The 17,755-nt window shown below is 61.0% G+C and carries 17 protein-coding genes; 9 read left to right on the forward strand and 8 right to left on the reverse strand.

Annotation, left to right across the window (positions count from 1 at the left end):
• Nucleotides 1-123 precede the first annotated feature (123 nt).
• The 4 genes from QMK32_RS09690 (at nucleotide 124) to thiD (ending at nucleotide 4,436) form a co-directional block, all read left to right on the forward strand.
• Nucleotides 124-1,509 (forward strand): TrkH family potassium uptake protein, encoded by a 1,386-nt coding sequence (locus QMK32_RS09690; RefSeq protein WP_283474579.1) that lies wholly within the window; start codon nucleotides 124-126, stop codon nucleotides 1,507-1,509.
• A gap of 16 nt (nucleotides 1,510-1,525) precedes the next feature.
• Nucleotides 1,526-2,167, forward strand: a complete 642-nt coding sequence (locus tag QMK32_RS09695; RefSeq protein WP_442972271.1) for a potassium channel family protein — start codon at nucleotides 1,526-1,528, stop codon at nucleotides 2,165-2,167.
• A gap of 109 nt (nucleotides 2,168-2,276) precedes the next feature.
• Complete coding sequence (locus QMK32_RS09700) at nucleotides 2,277-3,584, forward strand: DUF2254 domain-containing protein (protein ID WP_283474580.1); 1,308 nt, start codon at nucleotides 2,277-2,279, stop codon at nucleotides 3,582-3,584.
• 60 nt (nucleotides 3,585-3,644) lie between these two features.
• Nucleotides 3,645-4,436 (forward strand): bifunctional hydroxymethylpyrimidine kinase/phosphomethylpyrimidine kinase, encoded by a 792-nt coding sequence (gene thiD / locus QMK32_RS09705; RefSeq protein ID WP_283474581.1) that lies wholly within the window; start codon nucleotides 3,645-3,647, stop codon nucleotides 4,434-4,436.
• A 5-nt stretch (nucleotides 4,437-4,441) separates the two neighbouring features.
• Here thiD and QMK32_RS09710 read toward each other — a convergent pair whose 3' ends face one another.
• Together QMK32_RS09710 and QMK32_RS09715 are read right to left on the reverse strand one after the other, a co-directional pair.
• Nucleotides 4,442-6,805, reverse strand: a complete 2,364-nt coding sequence (locus tag QMK32_RS09710) for a thiamine pyrophosphate-binding protein (protein ID WP_283474582.1) — start codon at nucleotides 6,803-6,805, stop codon at nucleotides 4,442-4,444.
• Nucleotides 6,806-6,848: 43 nt separating this feature from the next.
• A complete protein-coding gene (locus QMK32_RS09715) occupies nucleotides 6,849-6,992 on the reverse strand; it encodes a hypothetical protein (RefSeq protein WP_283474583.1) in 144 nt (47 codons plus the stop codon).
• A gap of 206 nt (nucleotides 6,993-7,198) precedes the next feature.
• Here QMK32_RS09715 and QMK32_RS09720 point away from each other — a divergent pair, with 206 nt between their 5' ends.
• The 3 genes from QMK32_RS09720 (at nucleotide 7,199) to QMK32_RS09730 (ending at nucleotide 10,043) form a co-directional block, all read left to right on the forward strand.
• Nucleotides 7,199-7,900 (forward strand): GAF and ANTAR domain-containing protein, encoded by a 702-nt coding sequence (locus QMK32_RS09720; RefSeq protein ID WP_283474584.1) that lies wholly within the window; start codon nucleotides 7,199-7,201, stop codon nucleotides 7,898-7,900.
• Nucleotides 7,901-8,001: 101 nt separating this feature from the next.
• Nucleotides 8,002-8,802 carry an alpha/beta fold hydrolase gene (locus QMK32_RS09725; protein WP_283474585.1) on the forward strand — a complete coding sequence of 267 codons (801 nt, stop codon included), beginning with the start codon at nucleotides 8,002-8,004 and terminating at the stop codon, nucleotides 8,800-8,802.
• Nucleotides 8,799-10,043, forward strand: coding sequence for a SpoIIE family protein phosphatase (locus tag QMK32_RS09730; RefSeq protein ID WP_283474586.1), 1,245 nt, complete (start codon nucleotides 8,799-8,801; stop codon nucleotides 10,041-10,043). Before QMK32_RS09725 ends, QMK32_RS09730 begins: the two co-directional genes overlap by 4 nt.
• On the opposite strand, the gene QMK32_RS09735 is transcribed toward QMK32_RS09730, so the two are convergent.
• From QMK32_RS09735 to QMK32_RS09760, 6 genes are all read right to left on the reverse strand, one after another.
• Nucleotides 9,995-10,366: an STAS domain-containing protein gene (locus QMK32_RS09735; protein WP_283474587.1), complete on the reverse strand. Its 372-nt coding sequence runs from the start codon at nucleotides 10,364-10,366 to the stop codon at nucleotides 9,995-9,997. The two genes, QMK32_RS09730 and QMK32_RS09735, sit on opposite strands and share 49 nt — an antisense overlap.
• 120 nt (nucleotides 10,367-10,486) lie before the next feature.
• Nucleotides 10,487-11,689, reverse strand: coding sequence for an NAD(P)/FAD-dependent oxidoreductase (locus QMK32_RS09740; RefSeq protein ID WP_283474588.1), 1,203 nt, complete (start codon nucleotides 11,687-11,689; stop codon nucleotides 10,487-10,489).
• A complete protein-coding gene (locus QMK32_RS09745; protein ID WP_186628993.1) occupies nucleotides 11,686-11,958 on the reverse strand; it encodes a DUF4235 domain-containing protein in 273 nt (90 codons plus the stop codon). Before QMK32_RS09745 ends, QMK32_RS09740 begins: the two co-directional genes overlap by 4 nt.
• Nucleotides 11,955-12,236, reverse strand: a complete 282-nt coding sequence (locus tag QMK32_RS09750; protein WP_283474589.1) for a DUF3618 domain-containing protein — start codon at nucleotides 12,234-12,236, stop codon at nucleotides 11,955-11,957. Before QMK32_RS09750 ends, QMK32_RS09745 begins: the two co-directional genes overlap by 4 nt.
• Nucleotides 12,233-13,765, reverse strand: coding sequence for a YhjD/YihY/BrkB family envelope integrity protein (locus QMK32_RS09755; protein WP_283474590.1), 1,533 nt, complete (start codon nucleotides 13,763-13,765; stop codon nucleotides 12,233-12,235). The genes QMK32_RS09750 and QMK32_RS09755 overlap by 4 nt, the downstream gene beginning before the upstream one ends.
• A gap of 112 nt (nucleotides 13,766-13,877) precedes the next feature.
• The gene (locus tag QMK32_RS09760) at nucleotides 13,878-14,831 is read right to left on the reverse strand and encodes a ferritin-like domain-containing protein (protein ID WP_283474591.1); all 954 of its coding nucleotides are present in this window, start codon (nucleotides 14,829-14,831) and stop codon (nucleotides 13,878-13,880) included.
• A gap of 357 nt (nucleotides 14,832-15,188) precedes the next feature.
• Between QMK32_RS09760 and QMK32_RS09765 the strand changes: the two genes are divergently transcribed.
• Complete coding sequence (locus QMK32_RS09765; protein WP_283474592.1) at nucleotides 15,189-16,286, forward strand: ferredoxin reductase; 1,098 nt, start codon at nucleotides 15,189-15,191, stop codon at nucleotides 16,284-16,286.
• A gap of 19 nt (nucleotides 16,287-16,305) precedes the next feature.
• The gene (locus tag QMK32_RS09770) at nucleotides 16,306-17,718 is read left to right on the forward strand and encodes a fatty acid desaturase family protein (RefSeq protein WP_283474593.1); all 1,413 of its coding nucleotides are present in this window, start codon (nucleotides 16,306-16,308) and stop codon (nucleotides 17,716-17,718) included.
• The last annotated feature ends 37 nt before the right edge of the window (nucleotides 17,719-17,755 follow it).

Below are 17,755 nucleotides of genomic sequence, written 5' to 3' on the forward strand. Positions count from 1 at the left end.
GCGGGGCAAGTGAAGGTCGACAACGTGGTTCGTAGCGCTGAGGACCGCGCATAGTGCGATCACCGGAGGCCGTTGGCCCTCGTTGTGATCGAGAGTGACCACGTCGTGGTTAGGCTCTAGTGCGTGACGACCTCCGCCGACGACCCCCCTGAGAAGCGTCGGTGGTTCATAGACGCCGCGAAGTTGACTCCGGTTCGTTTCGTTTCTCTGGGATTTGCGGTTGCCATCGCGGTCGGGACGGGTCTTCTCAGCATCCCCTGGGCCAGCCAGCCAGGATCGAGCGCGAGTCCACTACAGGCATTGTTCACCGCGACGTCGGCGATGTGTCTTACCGGTCTCGTCGTGGTGGATACGCCGACCCAGTGGTCGGGATTTGGGCAAGGCATCATCCTTGCGCTGATCCAGCTCGGCGGGCTCGGCATCATGACCATGGCCTCGTTGGTGGGGCTGATTCTCGCGGATCGAATCGGTCTGCGGAGTCGGCTCAACACGGCCGTGGAGTTGCGAGCAACGGGACTGACCGACATTCGCAGTGTCGTGACCGGAGTCGTCCGCACCAGTTTCGTCATCGAAGCCGTCATAGCATCAGGTCTCGCACTACGTTTCTGGTTGGGATACGACGAATCGCCGCTGCGAGCGGTGTGGCTGGGCGTTTTTCATTCGATCTCGGCGTTCAACAATGCTGGGTTCGTCCTCTTTCAGGGCAATATCATCGGCTTTGCCACCGACCCTTGGATTTGTATACCCCTGATAGTCGCCGTTGTGCTGGGAGGACTGGGCTTCCCGGTTCTCTTCGAGGTGATCCGGCAGATTCGTCGCCGCCCGTCACAATTGCCGCGTCGTTGGTCCCTGCATTCTCGACTGACGCTGTCGGTGACCGGAGTGCTTCTGATCGTCGGACCCGCGCTGGTACTGGTACTCGAATGGTCTCGGACCCTCGCACCCTTCGGCGTCGCAGACAAAGTGCTGGTCGGTAGTTTCCAGGGAATCATGTCGAGATCCGCGGGCCTGAACAGCATCGACTGGGCGGAGGCCGACCAGGCAACGTTGCTCGTTACCGATGTGCTGATGTTCATCGGTGGGGGAAGCGGCGGCACGGCCGGCGGAATCAAGGTCACCACGTTCGCAGTGCTGTTGTTCGTCATCATCGCCGAAATCCGTGGAGATCGGACAGTGACGGTCTTCGACCGACAGATCAATGCACGCGTGCAGCGGCAGGCCTTGACCGTCGCATTGTTCGGTATCGCACTTGTGGTGATTCCGACCGTGGTCCTCTTGGCAGGCACACCTTTCGGCCTCGACGAGCTGTTGTTCGAGGTCGTATCGGCTTCAGCGACTGTCGGACTGTCGACCGGGATCACCGGTCAGCTTCCACCTTGGGGGCAGTTGATCCTGATTCTGCTCATGTACGTCGGCCGAATCGGGTCGATCACCCTGGTCAGTGCACTTGCGGCGCGTGATCGTGGGCGCCGCTACACTCTCCCCGAAGAAAGGCCGTTCATTGGTTAAGAAACCTTCCTCCAACGTGGTCGTCGTCCTCGGGCTCGGCCGATTCGGCAATTCCCTTGCACTCGAGCTCATGTCGCAAGGTACCGAAGTTCTCGGAATCGACTCCGACGAAACGCTCGTACAACGTATGTCGGATCGCCTGACTCACGCAGCCGTTGCCGACACCACCGACGAGGAAGCACTACGGCAGCTCTCGGTGCACGAGTTCGACCGCGCGGTGGTGGCCATCGGTTCGAAACTGGAAGCGAGTCTGCTCACCGCCTCGGCCCTGATCAATCTGTCGGTCACCAACATCTGGGCCAAAGCCACCAGCAATGCGCACGCAAAGATCTTGACGCAGATCGGTGTCCACCATGTGGTGCGACCCGAACACGACATGGGCAAGCGGGTAGCGCACCTCGTTCGTGGACGAATGATGGACTACATCGAGTTCGACGACGAATTTGCCATGGCCAAGACGTCGCCACCGAAATTCGTCATCGGAATTCAGTTGGGTGACAGTGCTGTTCGTACCAAACACAAGGTAACAGTGGTGGCGATCAAACGGTCTGGCGAAGGTTTCACCTACGCTGCCGCTGACACGATCGTCACCGCGGGGGATACCATCATCGTCTCGGGAAAGGTCCGCGACATCGAGCGATTCAGTGAATTGCTCTGAAAGTGTGCCGACATACTGTGGACGGGTCCAGGCGGCCGTGTCAAGGATCGAAATCATGAGAATCGAAGGAGTTGCGAGTGTGCCTCTCTAGCTTTTCCGGTGTAAGTCCGTGCTGAGCGCTCTGCGTGTCCGGCTCCTCCGGGCGCGTGAATCGTTCTGGTTTCTTCCCGCGCTTCTCGGTATCGTGGCCATTGTTCTGGCACAGCTTCTGATCACACTCGACCGCCGTCTCGACGGTAAAGACTTCGGTGCGTGGGGTTTTCTGCTCTATCGGGTCGGGGCCAGCGGAAGCCGTGACATCCTCGGTGCCATCGGTGGTTCGATGCTGGCGGTGGCTGCAACGTCATTTTCTATTACGATCTCGGTCCTTGCGACCGCAAGCTCCACCTATGGTCCGCGGCTCGTGCGAAACTTCATGTCGGACCGAGGGAATCAGTTCGTACTCGGAATTTTCGGAGCGACGTTCCTCTACGCGTTGATGGTGTTGCGTTCGATCCGTTCCGAGTCGAACGACGGGATCTCCTTCGTTCCCGACATTGCCGTCAATGTCGCAGTCCTACTGGCAGTACTCGACGTCGCGGTATTGGTGTATTTCATTCACCACATTGCGAATTCGATCCAGGTCTCGACTCTCTCCGCTCGGGTTCGCGGTGAGTTGGTCGCGGTGGTCGATTCGTTGTATCCGCAGACCTTGCCCGAGGACGCGGTCGCCGCACGTTCTCTGCCTGAACCTTCGGTGAATGTGCTGGCGCAGTCCTCGGGTTTTGTCGTCGGTGTCGACGAACAGGCATTGCTCTCAGCGGCCTGCAACGGTGATTGCATCATCGAACTGCGGATCGGACCGGGAGACCACCTGATCGCGGGCGAGCCTATCGCTGTGATGAGTCGTGGTACGGATTCGGATACCGAAGATGCGGTCAGGGCAGCAGTGAACCTGGGGGACACCCGTACCCCGAATCAAGACATCCAGTTCGCGGTACAACAGTTGACAGAGATGGCCGTGCGGGCAATGTCACCGAGCACCAACGACCCTTACACTGCCCGAAACGCGCTCGCCGAACTCGCCGTGGGACTGGTTCCGCTCAGCACGCGGCCGACACCCCTGCTCGGACGCGTCGATGGCGCGGGGAACTATCGAGCTACCGTGACTCGTGCGACAGCGACGGATCTGATCGACCAAGTCTTCGACGCCATGCGCCACTACGGTCTCGGTAATCCGCTTGCAGTGATTGCAGCCGCGGAGTTGGGTCAGCGCATCGGGACTGCCGCAGTGCATTCCGACATCCGCGAAACGGTTCTGCGTCAGTTGGCGGCTCTGAACCGAGCCTACGGAGACAGTGACAGCGACCCGATCGACATCGAAGCCGGTAGAGCGCGCATCGTCGCGGCAACCACCGCGATCACCGCCCAGCGTTGATCACTTCCGGTAGAAGCAAATACGCTGGTGAAAAATTTGGACACGAGAAGAAGGAAGTACATGTCGACACGTGCATTTGTCATCGCAGGGTCCGAAGCCACGGGTGGCGCCGGACTGCAGGCCGATCTGAAAACCTTCGAAAAGCTCGGTGTCTACGGCGTCGGCACCATTACCTGCATCGTGTCGTTCGATCCTGCTTCGGGTTGGGGGCATCGATTCGTTCCGATCGAAGGCTCGGTCATTGCCGACCAGATCGAAGCAGCAACTTCCGCACACAACCTCGATGTCGTAAAAATTGGCATGCTCGGCACGCCGGAGACCGTTGCCACCGTGGCAAAGTCGCTGGGTGGACAGGCTTGGCGTCACGTCGTCGTCGATCCGGTTCTGATCTGCAAGGGTCAAGAACCGGGTGCTGCCCTGGACACGGACACCGCGTTGCGGACGGACATACTGCCGCTGGCCACTGTCGTAACCCCCAACCTGTTCGAAGCCCGAACGCTCGCCGGGATGGACGCTATCGAGACTGCCGAAGACCTGGCCGAGGCGGCAAAGAGAATTGCCGACCTAGGGCCTCGGTATGTTGTCGTCAAAGGTGGCACAGGCCTGCCCGGTGACGACGCGGTGGACGTGCTCTACGACGGGCAGGACATCACCTTCTTTCGGGCGCCGAAGATCGGGAACGAGCGGGTATCCGGTGCGGGCTGCGTCTTCGCGGCCGCCATCACAGCGGAGCTCGCCAAAGGCGCGAGTGTTCTCGAAGCAGTGTCCACGGCCAAGGATTTCGCGCATGCGGGCATCGTCGGTCGGATCACGACGAATGCTCCGTTCGCCGCTGTCGGGTGGCATGACTGAGTAGTTCAGTGCCCGGTGAGATCGAGGGCAGCGCTGACAATGGAATCGGTGTCGATGTGGTGATATTTGTAGACTTCGTCGAGTGAACCGACCTGCCCGAAGTTGCTCACTCCCAACGATGTCGACGCGACACGATTGACGGTCGCCAGGAATGCCAGCGAATGGGGATGCCCGTCGAGGACTGTCACCATCGGGGTGGCTCGTTCCACAGGAAGTAGTCGATCGAGGATCCACGATTCGCCCGTGCTGTGCCCTTGTCTGGCTCGGAGGGCTCGGTAGAGTTGGCCCGGGCTGGTGATGCACAGTACGTCCGCGAATACTCCCATCTGATCGAGCCGTTCGGCCGCGGCCAGAGCTTCGGTCATCAGCGCACCCATCGCGGCGATCGTGACTGTTGCCTTCTCACGGCGGGTCAACGCATAACCGCCTGCAATGACTTGGCGTCGACGACGGTCGCGCGCTGCAGGGTCTGTAGGGACGTCGGCGAGGGTTTGATCGACCGGGCGTGTCGAAAGGCGCAGATAGGCCGAGGTGCCGTCAGGACGGCCGAGGAGCGATATGCTGGCGAGCAGAGTCCACTCGACGTCGATGGCGAATGCCGGCTCGTAGCTGATACATCCGGGTTGTTCCAGGCCAATCGAAGGTGTCTTGATCGATTGATGTGCACCGCCCTCCGAGGCAAGGGTGACGCCGGACGGGGTGCCGATGAGAATGGACTGCCCGCCGGCGTAGATTCCGAACGACCACGGCTCGAGAGCTCTCTCGACGAACGGGTCGTACATGACGCCGATGGGGAACAGCGGTTGTCCCCATCGACTCCAGGTGGAACCGAGTTCGCCCATCAGCCCGACCACATTGGTTTCGGCGATGCCCAGTTCCATGTGCTGTCCGGTCGGCTTTTCGCGCCAGTGCACGATCGTTTCGGAATCGTCGTCGAACCAGTCGCGACGTTCGGCGGAGGACCAGACGCCGACTTTGTTGACCCAAGCGCCGAGGTTGGTGGTTGAGCTGACGTCGGGGCTGACGGTGACGATGCGTTCAGCGGCCTCCGGTGCTTCACGGGTGAGATCGATCAACACTCGGCCCAGCGCAGCTTGAGTGGTTGCAGTTCCCTTCGGCGTTCGTCCGATATCTGTCGGTATGACGGGATGCTGCGCTGCGGGGATTGCGCCTCTGCGTAGGCGGTGCGCAGTGTCGCTACAGATGCGCCCGGCCGGGCTGTCGGCCGAGAATTTTGCCCACGGGTGGGTGGGATCCGTGTCGAGCGAGACGGCAAGAGTGTTGTATTCCTCGATGGTGAGCAGTGACGAGTGATTCTGCGGGTGGCCCTGAGTCGGTAGACCGAACTCCTTGACGGTGTACGCAATGATCACGGTCGGGCGGGTGTCGTCTATGCGGGAGTACGCCTCGCGCAGCGCAGCGAGATCGTGACCGCCGAGGTTGCGGATGGACTCGGTCAACGTGGTGTCATCGAGAGATGCGACGAGTTCGGCAATGTCTGCGGCTCCAGGTCCGTCGCCGGGTAAGCGAACTCGCACTTGGTCTGCAGTGCAGCGCAGGAGGCGTTGATATTCGGGGTTCGGCATGTCGAGGATGCGCTCGCGTAGTGCACTTCCGCCGGTGCGGGTGAAAAGCTCTTCGAGGAGGTGGCCGAACTCGACGGTGACGACCTGCCACCCTGCAGCGTCGAACATCTTCTCCAGGCGGCGGGCGGCGATGTTGGGCACGACGCGATCGAGTGATTGCCTGTTGAGATCGACGATCCATACGATCTCGCCGAGGTCGGCGGTACCTGGATCGAGGATGGCCTCCCACACTGCGCCTTCGTCGAGTTCGGCGTCTCCGACCAACGAGTACTGACGTCCGCTGAACCCTTTGGCCGTTCCGCTGGCGCCACTCCTGTCCGCGCCACCGAAGCTGGTCTCGATGTAGCGGCGCGACATCGCGCCCCATATCGGTGCAGTCGCGCCGATGCCGACAGACCCGGTTGAGTAGTCGACAGGATCAGGATCTTTCGAGCGCGACGGGTAGGACTGCAATCCTCCGAATGTCCGAAGCGTCGTCAGGTACTTTTCGTCCAATTCCCCCAGTAGGTAATTTATTGCATGCAGGACCGGGGATGCATGCGGTTTGACCGACACACGGTCGCCTGATTCGAGTTGCTCGAACCACAGTGACGTCATGATCGACACCATCGATGCGCAGGATGCTTGGTGGCCACCAACTTTGAGGCCGGTTGGATTGGGGCGGACTCGGTTGGCGTGGTGGATGATCGAGGTGGACAGCCACAGCACTTGCTCCGCGATGTCGTGTAGCGCGTCGTGGGTGACCGGCGGTGAGTTCTTCTCTCCGGCAGCGATGCTTGTCATCGCGTTGCTCACCTCCTTCGGGTCGCGCTACGGCAAGCAGAAATCAATCTTCGTCGGTATCTTCCTCTGGTTCGAACGAGGACTCGGAAGAGTGTCCGACTGCTATTCCATCTTCGGTATTCGGAATCGTGTTGTCCTTGCCGAGATTGTCGGCTGTCGAGCTGGATTCGGTTTGGTTCTTACTCATGATCTGTCCCTTTCGATAGGCATTTCACGTGTAGGTAGCCAGAATGGTCCGTAACCAAACTACGACCACCCACGCGTCTTCGCTCCACGGTCGAAGAGCGTCCTTCTATCGCTTGCAATCGCCGAGTCGGCCGGATCGGCTTCGAGAACGAAGTAGGGTCGGGAAAGATATGCGGGTCAGACAAGTTCAGGCGATGGGTGGGGACGATGAGTTTGAAGTCACCTGATCGGCGGGCGCTCGACGGAGCGCTGAGTCGAGGGATGTCGGAAATGGCGCGTGTTCTTCAGCAGAACTACGCGAGTATCGAAGACACACTGGTCTCGATCACCACTATGGCGGTCGGGATGGTCCCAGGCACTGATCACGCCGGAATAACGTTGGTCATCGGACGCAGCACGGTCGAGTCGAGGGCCGCGACAGGTGAGTTACCGCGTCGACTCGACTCTCTACAACAGCAATGTGGACAGGGGCCATGCCTGGACGCCGTCTGGGAGCAGCGGACGGTTCACGTCGAAGACATGGGATCGGAACATCGATGGCCGCAGTTCGCCTCTGCGGCATGGGGAATGGGTGTGCGTTCGATGCTGGCATTCCAGCTCTACACCGGGCGTGACAATTTGGGAGCCCTCAATCTGTACTCCGAGAGGGCCAACGGGTTCGATTCTGCAAGCGAGGAACTCGGCTTGTTGTTGGCCACGCAAGCTGCCGTTGCACTGATCGCTGCTCAACACGAGGATCAGATGCAGTCCGCGCTGGCCTCGCGTGACCTCATCGGCCAGGCGAAGGGCATGATCATGGAAAGATACGGCATCGACGCGGTCCAGGCGTTCGACCTACTCAGCAGGCTCTCGCAGGACTGGAATATCAGCGTTGCCGAACTGGCGGGCCGCGTGACGCAGCGGCGGTGAACGTCGAGATTGCGCCGTGAATTTTCGGTAGTGGCCGCCGTGCTTTGTTCGAGAACCAGGGTGCGCTCGATGGCTGTGCGGCCCAGTGTCAGAATGTGCTGGTGAACGTGCGCGCGAAGAACAATGTGAGGATCGTCGGAGCTGCCGACGGTCCGGTAGTGATGCTCTCGCACGGCTTCGGTTGCGATCAAAATTTGTGGGGTTCGGTCACCGAGCGCCTAGCGGATTCCTTCAAGGTAGTTCTGTTCGATCACGTGGGTGCCGGCGGATCGAACCCGGATGCATGGGACGCCGCCAAGTACGCTGACCTCGAACAATACGCCCGCGACGTACTCGACATCGTCGAGGAACTCGATCTACGCGATGTTGTGTTCGTCGGTCACTCGGTCGCGTCGATGATCGGGGTACTGGCTGTCGCCGAGGCGCCCGAACGATTCGCGAAGTTGATTTTGTTGACGCCGTCGCCTTGCTATATCGACGATGGCGATTACCGAGGTGGGTTCACCAGGGCCGACATCGACGAGTTGCTCGATTCTCTCGACAGTAACTATCTGGGTTGGTCAGCGGTCATGGCTCCGACCGTCATGGGTACACCGGATCGACCCGAACTCGAGGAGCAGCTGACCGATAGTTTCTGCCGAACGGACCCGGCGGCTGCCAAAGTGTTCGCGATAGCGACGTTTCTTTCGGACAATCGCGCCGACCTGAAGCGCGTAACCGTGCCGACTCTCGTGGTCGACTGTGCGCGCGACACGCTCGCCCCGGCTGAGGTCGGCCGATACGTGCACGAGAACATCGCCGGCAGCACGTTGCAGACACTCGACGTCAGCGGACACTGCCCGCAAGTCAGTGCCCCCGAACTGACGGCCACCGCAATAGCCGCGTTCGCGGCGCGGTCGTGAGCGCGTCGAAGGAACCCTCTACCAGCGACGCCCTCGAAGAAAACCTGCTCGATCTATACGAGAACGCGCCGTGCGGGTACCTCTCGTTGTGGCCGGACGGCACCATTGCGAAGCTGAATTCGACGATTGCCACATGGCTGGGCCGTCAACAGAACTCGATGATCGGGACGTCGTTCACGCGACTGCTCACTGCGGGCGGTCGCATTCACTACGAGACCCATTTCGCGCCGATTCTTCACATGAACGGTCACATCGACGGCGTCACGGTAGATCTTGTCACCGCGGACGGTGGCCGGTTGCCGGTGTTCTTGACCGCGAACGTCAAGACCGACGATTGCGGTGAGCCAGTGTTGATTCGGATCACAGCTCTCGACGCTCGCCATCGGCGGGCTTACGAGCTCGAGTTGCTCGAGGCCCGTAAGCGTGCAGACGACAGTCGAGCGCGAGTCGAATTGTTGGCCAAGACATTACAGCGATCGCTACTGCCGTCCTCGCTGTCTCCGCCTGCGGGATTGGACGCGCAGGCCTCCTACCACTACGCGTCGACGGAGGATGTAGGTGGTGACTTCTACGACCTCTTTCCGCTCGCGGCCGACCAATGGGGGTTCTTTCTCGGTGACGTCTGCGGAAAAGGTGCGAGCGCGGCGGCGGTGACGTCGTTGACGAGATACGCGCTCCGTGCAGCTGCGGTGTATGACCGGGACCCAATTGCGGTGCTGCACAATCTCGATACCGTGCTGGAGCAGGAGTTCCACGCAACCGAACCGCAGTTCTGCACTGTGATATTCGGCGTTCTGACGATCGCCGACGGCGGGTTCGAGGTGGAGTTGGCCGGCGGCGGGCATCCTCCGGCGCTCCTTCTCCGCGCCGACGGCAGTGCGAGTTTCGTGGAAACGACAGGTGGCCAGTTGGTCGGCATTCTTCCCGATGCCAGGTTCGTCTCGACCCGGCTGTCCCTGCGGCCGGGAGATACTCTCGTGCTCTACACCGATGGATTGACAGAAGCGCGTGTCGGGCCCGGCCGTGAACGTTACGACGACACCGGGGCACTACTCGACTTCGCGCGGTCTCATTCTCCGACTACTGCCGAGGCGATCATCGATGACATTCGCGCACTGCTGGACAGCTTCGGGTCGGGCCTCGAGGACGACGCCGCTGTGTTGGCGCTCGGTGTGCCCGCCGGACCCGATCCTCAGCTCGGTGAGTCGAGTGCCGCGAGCGCAGTCGGCAGGTCTTCGTAGAGAGAGAAGACCTGATCCAGGCCCATCAGCCGGATCGGACGACTGGTGGCCGGACCGTCGGCAACCACGGCGAACTGTAATGTGTCGCCGAACTTGTTCTGAGCGACAGTGAGCACGGTCATCGCGGCCGAGGCCACGAATGTCACCTTGGCCAAATCCACCACCAGGGCGGCGGGCGCCGTGAGTGCACCTTTGGAGATCGCGGAGTCGAGCGCAGGCGCGGTCCGCATATCCAGATCACCGGACACGGTGAGCACGAGCGTCGACCTGTCCAGATGAATCGCAATATCGAATTGCGCTGCCTGTGTCTCGTCGACCGGCATGGGCACTCCTCGCTCAGAAGCGGTCCGAATGTGGACGCTTACCGGTCGATTAAACCAGGCCCTCGTTGCTGACCGGACAGACATCGAGAGCTGAGTGGTTGCTCCGGCCTCCGATCGCCGTCAGAGGCGCCCTTTCAAGATCGAATTCCAGTAGACCCGAGGTAGCACGTATCGATCGAACGCCCATGCGCTGCGACGGGGAGTGAGCGGATCGAGAAACGACGGAAGTGATGAGGACACCGCACCCGTTCGGTCGAATTCTCCCGCTATGAGTCGATGTGCGTCGACCGTCACCGGGGCGACGGTGTACCCGTCGTAGGAAAACAGTTCGGTGCCGGCGCGAGCGGCCAGCATGTTGTCCACCAGTATCGAAACCTGTTGGCGTAAAGCGCCGCCAGAAGGATCTGTGTGCACGGCCGCACCGTCTCCGACTGCCCACACGCTCGGGTGCGTGCGATGCGCGAAGGTCAGCGGATCGATGTCGACCAATCCATGTTCGTTGTCGCCGGTCAGATCCGAGGATTGCAACCACAGTGGGCCTCGGAAGGGCGGCACCAGGTGAAGGAAGTCGTACTGCAGTTGCTCGGCGTTACCGTCGACATCTGTCACCGTGATTCGGCGTTCTTCCGGCTCCAGCGACGTGACCGCCGTACCGGTCAGTATCCGGACGCCGAGTTCCCGCAAGCGGCTCAGCAGCCGAGCATCCAGTTCTGGAACCCCGAGGAGACGGGGGCGGTCGATGACGAGAGTGATCTCGATACTGTCCAACCGGCCGGTCCGTTGCCAGTGAGCGACCGCGAGGAACAAGGGTTTGAGCGTCGTACCGGTACAACTGACAGGAGCCCTGGGCACGGTGAATACTGCGTGACCGGCACTGGGCATCGTTTCTACCAGCGCCCAGGTCTTCTCGGCACGGTCGAGGTAGTTGCTGGCCACCGCAGGCGAGTCGAGCGCGGTGTAGATGCCCGGTAACGCGTCGACATCCGGAACTAGACCGGGTCCCAGCACCAGGTCGCGGTATCGGTAGCGTCTCCCCGATGCGCACGTCACGGTGCGCTCCGCAGCGTCGACGACGGTGACCGAGTCCTCGATCCAGGTGCATCCGTGCGGCGTCACCGATCTTTGGGTGCGTTGCGCGCTGTTCAGCGAAGCCTGGCCGCCACCGACGTAGGACAACAGCGGTCGGTAGGTGTGAACTTGCTGGGGTTCGATCACCGCGACGGAATTGATTCCTTTACGGATGAGGCGTGCGGCAGCGCTGACACCGGCGTTTCCACCGCCGACGATCACAACGTCGAAGTAGGTAGCGGTGTGGTCCTTCACGTGGGGTCTTCGTGTGCCAAAGCGCGATAACCATGGGCGCCTGCGCGATCGATTGCAGCTTTCACCAGCCCGAATACGGCTCCATGCACTGCTGCGGCGATCAACACCTCCCGTGCGGAGCGTCCGAGATCTTTCGGGTCCGGGGCTTTGTCGTCGTCGTCCCCGATACGCTTCCACACCTGTTTGAACACCATTCCGGCTACTACTCCGCCGAGCACGCTCATTGCCAACGACAGCGGCTTGTACATCGTCTTCGATACCGTGCTCATCGGAGGACCCCTCGTCTCGACTTGCGTCGCCGTACGACGACGTATGCAATCACTGCACCGATCGCAGCCGCCGCCAGAGCAGCGACGATTCCCGGATTCGATTCGGCAGTGATCTTGGCCTTCTCGACGCCTGCCGACGCGCTGTCGTGCACGCGGGTCGGGACGTCGGCCTTCGCTGCGAGCGCTGCGACGGTTTCGGAAAGTTCGGCACGTAGCTCGTCGACGTTGGGCGTCTGCTCTTGCAAAGGCTGGGCTTCGTTGGAGTGTTTTCCGGTCATCGGATGCCTTCCTTGATTGCGGTGATGTCCTTGTCGACGCTGGCGACAGTGTTTTGGGGAACGGGAGGGAGCGCATTCTTCGCACGCTTGGCCCCGACGAGCGCAAGAATTCCGCCGACAACGGTTACCGCCGCCGCGATGATCAACGCGGCGAGCCATGGGTCCAGCACGGTTGCCAGACCGAGAACAGCCGTGGCGATGAAGGTGGCGAGCCCGAAGAACAGTAGTAGCGCGCCGGCGCCGGAAATCCCGATTCCGATTCCCAGGCGGGTGCCTTTGGTTTTCACCTCGTCCAGACCGGCCGAGATTTCGGTGCGTACCAGGGTCGAGACTTGCTGGGTGAGCCGTTCGACGAGCTGGACGGTGGAGAGATCTGCAACCTCGCTCCTGCTTGCGTGCCGTATGTCGTCTGGTCGAGTATCGGGTCGGTCTGTCACGGTAGTTCCTTCCGTGCCGGTTCGAGAGTCGGCTTCCTCTGACTGATCGGGATTGTGTTGGGTGCGTAATAGGCGGCCTTGTTCGACGGCTTCAGCATCCTTTTGCTCGTTCTTGTCCGAGACCCGCGTATCGCGTGGCGGCAATTGGAGCTGGTCCTCGGCGACGATCCCTGCCTGTAGCTGACGGCCTCGTTCCAACTCGGAATCGAGTTCTGCTCCGAACAGCAACGCCAGGTTGGTAATCCACAGCCACAGCAGAAATATGATTGCGCCGGCGAGCGACCCGTACGTCTTGTTGTAACTGCTGAAGTTGGCGACGTAGAAACCGAAACCAGCCGATGCGAGAATCCACGCGACGATGCCGATTGCAGCGCCTGCGCTGATCCAGCGAAATTTCGGCTGTTGGACATTGGGTGTTGCGTAGTAGAGAACGGCTACAGCGAGAACGACCAGTATGAGGACGACCGGGAAACGGGCGATGTTCCAAACTGTCAACGCGGTTTCACCGAGGCCCACCGTTTCGCCAACCGCTCTGGCGACCGGGCCGCTCAAAGCCAACATAGCTGCCGCGCATGCCAGCAGGGCGAGGGCAACCAACGTCACCACCAGCATTATCGGACGCAGCTTCCAGACGGGTCGACCTTCGTCGACCTCGTACATCCGATTCATCGCTCGGCCGAATGCACCCACATAGCCGGACGCCGACCACAGTGCGCCCAATAGCCCGGTGACCAAAGCGAACCCAGCCGCCGGAGCTTGAACCAGCTGCTCTATCGGTCCGCGCAACGTATCCACCGCAGAGGCCGGACCGAGATCGCCGACGACCTGAAGGACGCCGTCGACGGTCGCTTGGCCCTGCCCGAACACTCCCAGCAGCGACACGACGGCAAGCATCGCCGGGAACAGTGACAGCACAGCGTAATAGGTGAGAGCCGCGGCGAGATCGGTACATTGATCGCGCGAAAACTCTCTGGCGGTCTTGCGGACGATAAACAGCCAGGAGGGCTTGGTCAGCTCAGTGGGTGACTCCGGCTTTCGAGGGTCGTCGGGGTCGGCGTCGACCGGGGCTGGTGAATCTTTACGTACGTGCACAGTCCGGACATACCCACCCGTCGATTCCGGAAACCGTGGCGACTCACCGATAAAGGAAGCCGGCCCGAGCTGATCAGCTCGGGCCGGCTTCCATTGTTCGAAACTTCATCGATCAGGGCGTCGAGACAACTTCCTTGGCGATCGCAGCCAGTCTTGTCTGGGCCGCGGATACGACCCCATGGCGATTCTTGTTCGCTTCTTCGAAGGCGAGCACGACGCGAATGTCCGAAGGATCATCCAATTCCTTGATTGCAGATACGGATTCGGAGACGTTCAGATCTTCGTAGCCAACGATGGGAAGCTCCTCGGGCTCGAGAATGCCACCGGCTGCACGTGCGGCGTGGATAGCGTCGGCCACTCCGTCGGCGCCCTCGTCGCGAGTCACACCCTCGGCAGCTTCCAGGGCAGCGTCGCGGCCGGCGGCGAGAGCCTTCGCTGCAACATCGCCTGCGTGGGCCCCTCTGCCGAGTAGCTCGCCCAAACGGTCGGGTGTTCCGCGGGCCGCGTCGAGTGCTCGATCGAGACTGCGGGCGGACCATGTCGCGGGCGCATTGACCAACTTGACGGCGCCGCCTGCTGCGGCCTGCAGCGGTGACCGGCGCAGTGCTGCGGGGCCGCCCAGTGCGTCTTCGGCGAGGACGGTTTCGAGCCATTCGACAGTGGCGCTGTGTGCGGTGATCAAACGATCGGCCAGGTCGACCACTTTCGGCTCGTGAGCGGCTGTTGCGAGAGCCTTGATGTACTTTGCACGGCCGAGCAGCTGTTGTTCGAGGGCGAGATCGCCGAGAAGCGCTTCGTCGAAGGGTTGGGCCTGCTCGCCGAGGGTCTTGAACAGTGCGAGGGTGCGTCCGAGCAGTGGCCCGACGACATCAGGAAGGCCACCGAGGTCACGGAGTGCAGATTCGATCGCGTCGGCGCGGTCACGGCCGTTCGACGCATTCTGTTCGAGCTCTGTGCGGACTGCTTCGGTGCGAGCTTGAGCAGTGCGAGTTTGGGCTGTCTGGATTTCGGTGTTCGTCAGTTGGAGAACGGCCCGCAACTGTGCGAGCAGAGTGGATGTAGCCATCGTGCGCTCCTTTTCGAGTTGTGTGGGTCTCTCGTTTCTGGTGTGCCCCCCACGTAGTCAATGGGACTGCTTAGTGCGTTACCCGTCGATATCGGCGACAAACACCGACCGAGTGAGGGTGATGCGCATCATATGGCGCTATCGGGTGGGCTCACTCGAAGATGAACTCGCCCGAGTGTCGTCGGAATGTCCTTTTCGAAGTTGATGCCCGGGGTGGTCGTTGCCTGGGTGAAGGGTGGTTGGATCTCTGTATTCCACTGCACTGCAATGAAATACAGACCAATCTGCGACGCGGCCCGTTTCGGTTGATTCGCGAATCCAGCACCAACATGCGTGACCGGGGTTAACGTTTACATCGTGGCAGAGCGCGGGGCCAGACCCCAGGTTTCGATAGTTCGCAGGACGATGCTGAGAGCCGTCCGATTACTGTTCAATCCGCTGCGACCGGACGACTATATCTCGATGATCAATCCGCTCTGGACTACTCGTGAGCTGCGCGGCAAGGTCGAACGAGTCTCGCCGGAGGGTTCGGACGCAGTGTCGGTCTACATCCGGCCAGGCTTCGAATGGGCAGGCCACACCCCGGGGCAATATGTGCGCCTCGGAGTGCTCATCGACGGCCGGTACCACTGGCGAGCGTATTCGCTGACCTCGGATCCCGACCCGGTCGACGGCCTGGTGAGCGTCAGTCCCAAGCTGGTCCCGGAAGGCACGGTGTCGCCCTACCTGGTCGGCACCATCAGGGCCGGCGACATAGTCCGGCTCAGCGAGGTCGAAGGGGAGTTCACGCTTCCCGATCCGATACCGGTGAAGATGGTGTTCATCAGTGCGGGGAGTGGTATCACACCGATCATCAGCATGCTTCGAAGTCTGGACCACCACGACCACATGAAAGACATCGTCGTAGTCCACTCGGTTCACAGCCGTGAGCAGTTGATGTTCGCCGACACCCTCGCCGAACTGGAAGCGAAGCATCCTGGTTTTCGTTTCGAACTGCGCATCACCAGCGACGAAGGTCGAATGAAAGCCACCGAGCTCGACAAGCTCGTTCCGGACTGGCGTGAGCGTGAGGCGTTCTGTTCCGGTCCGGGGGAGCATCTGGACGACCTGCGGTCCTACTGGAAGGACGAGGGCGACTACGAGCGGTTCCATCATGAAAGCTTTCAGCCAGTGATCGGTGGCAATGCAGACGACGGCGAGGGCGGCACTATCCGGTTCGTCAACAGTGACAAGGACGTGGAGTGCGACGGCGGAACGACGATATTGGTGGCCGGTGAAGACGCAGGTCTCGACCTGACATTCGGATGTCGCATCGGGATCTGCCACACCTGTATCGGAACGCTGAGGTCCGGGCGTTTACGCGACTTGCGCAACAGGGATGTATCGGAACCAACGGGACAAGCCGTGCGAATTTGTGTGAACACGGCCGAGGGCGACATCGAAATCGAGCTATGAGATCTCCGGAGGGATTTTTATGACCATCGACCACTCGACTCGCACGGAGCCGGTCAATCCGCTGGTACACCTGAGCGAGGAGACCATCGCACAGTTGGCCAAAGAGTTCGACGCCATTCACGACGAGGTGTACGCGAGTCTGGGGGCGAAGGATCGGAAATACATCACCTCGGTGATCGCGGCACAACGCCAACTTCTGGTCGCGGGTCGTGTACTTCTGCTCGGCTCGACGAGCAAGCCTGCTTGGCTGGCGGGCACGGCCTGCCTCGGAGTTGCGAAGATCCTCGAAAACATGGAGATCGGCCACAACGTCATGCACGGGCAGTGGGACTGGATGAACGATCCAGAGATCCACTCTTCGGTGTGGGACTGGGACACTGCATCGACGGCGCAATCGTGGAAGCACTCACACAACTACGTGCACCACACGTACACGAACATTCGCGGCAAGGACAAAGACCTCGGGTACGAGATTATGCGTATCGACCCGCGGCAGAAGTGGCACCCGGTCTATCTGGCGCAGCCCTTCTACAACGTTCTCCTGATGGCGTTCTTCGAATGGGGAGTGGCGCTGCACGATCTGGACCTCGATGCGTTGCGACACGGTGACAAGTCGCCGAAGGAACTGCTGGCCGATCTCGAGGGAATTGCAGGTAAAGCACGTCGGCAGTTCGTCAAGGACTACATCGGCTGGCCGGTTATCAGTGCGGGCGCATTCGGCCTGGCGCAGCTGATGTCCGGAGGGCATCTGCGCGAGAGCAAGAAGTCGAGAGTGGCTGCGCGGTTGCGTAAGTCGACACGATTCGGGAAGAACAACGCCGTATCCAACGTGCTCGATGCTCGCTTCAGCGGCATCGAAAGCACGTTCCTCGCAACGTTCGCCGCAAATTTCTTCGCGAACATCATTCGCAATGTCTGGTCGCACGGCATCATTTTCTGCGGGCATTTCCCGGATCAGGCCTACACGTTCAGTGAAGAAGAAGTGGAGAACGAAACCCGCGGCGGCTGGTACGTTCGCCAACTCGTCGGGGCTGCCAACATCGATGGCGGGCCACTGTTCCATCTGATGAGCGGGAACTTGAGCTACCAGGTCGAGCACCATTTGTACCCGGACATGCCGAGTACGAGGTATTCCGAAGTGTCTCCGAAGATCAAGGACATTTGCGAGCGCTACCAACTGCCGTACAACAGTGGCCCGTTGATGCAGCAGTGGGGGATGGTGCACCGCACGATCGCCCGACTCGCTTTTCCCGGTGGCAAGCTTCGTCCGAAGCCTGGCCCCTACCGGCCCGACGAGGGCTGGCGTAGGAAGTTCCACGAAAGCGAAGCCGCCAATTCGCGCAGCCGCGTTCCGGCAAGCCATCCTGACGCGGGGCCCGAGCACCGGAGCGGAGGCGTGGACGTCGAGCCGCCTCCGCGTGGCGACGACTGATGTTGCTGACGGTGCGGTGCCCGATCGAGTAGGACAG

It is taken from the genome of Rhodococcus sp. H29-C3, from assembly GCF_030063405.1.
In the GTDB taxonomy this organism is placed as follows: Bacteria; Actinomycetota; Actinomycetes; order Mycobacteriales; family Mycobacteriaceae; genus Rhodococcoides.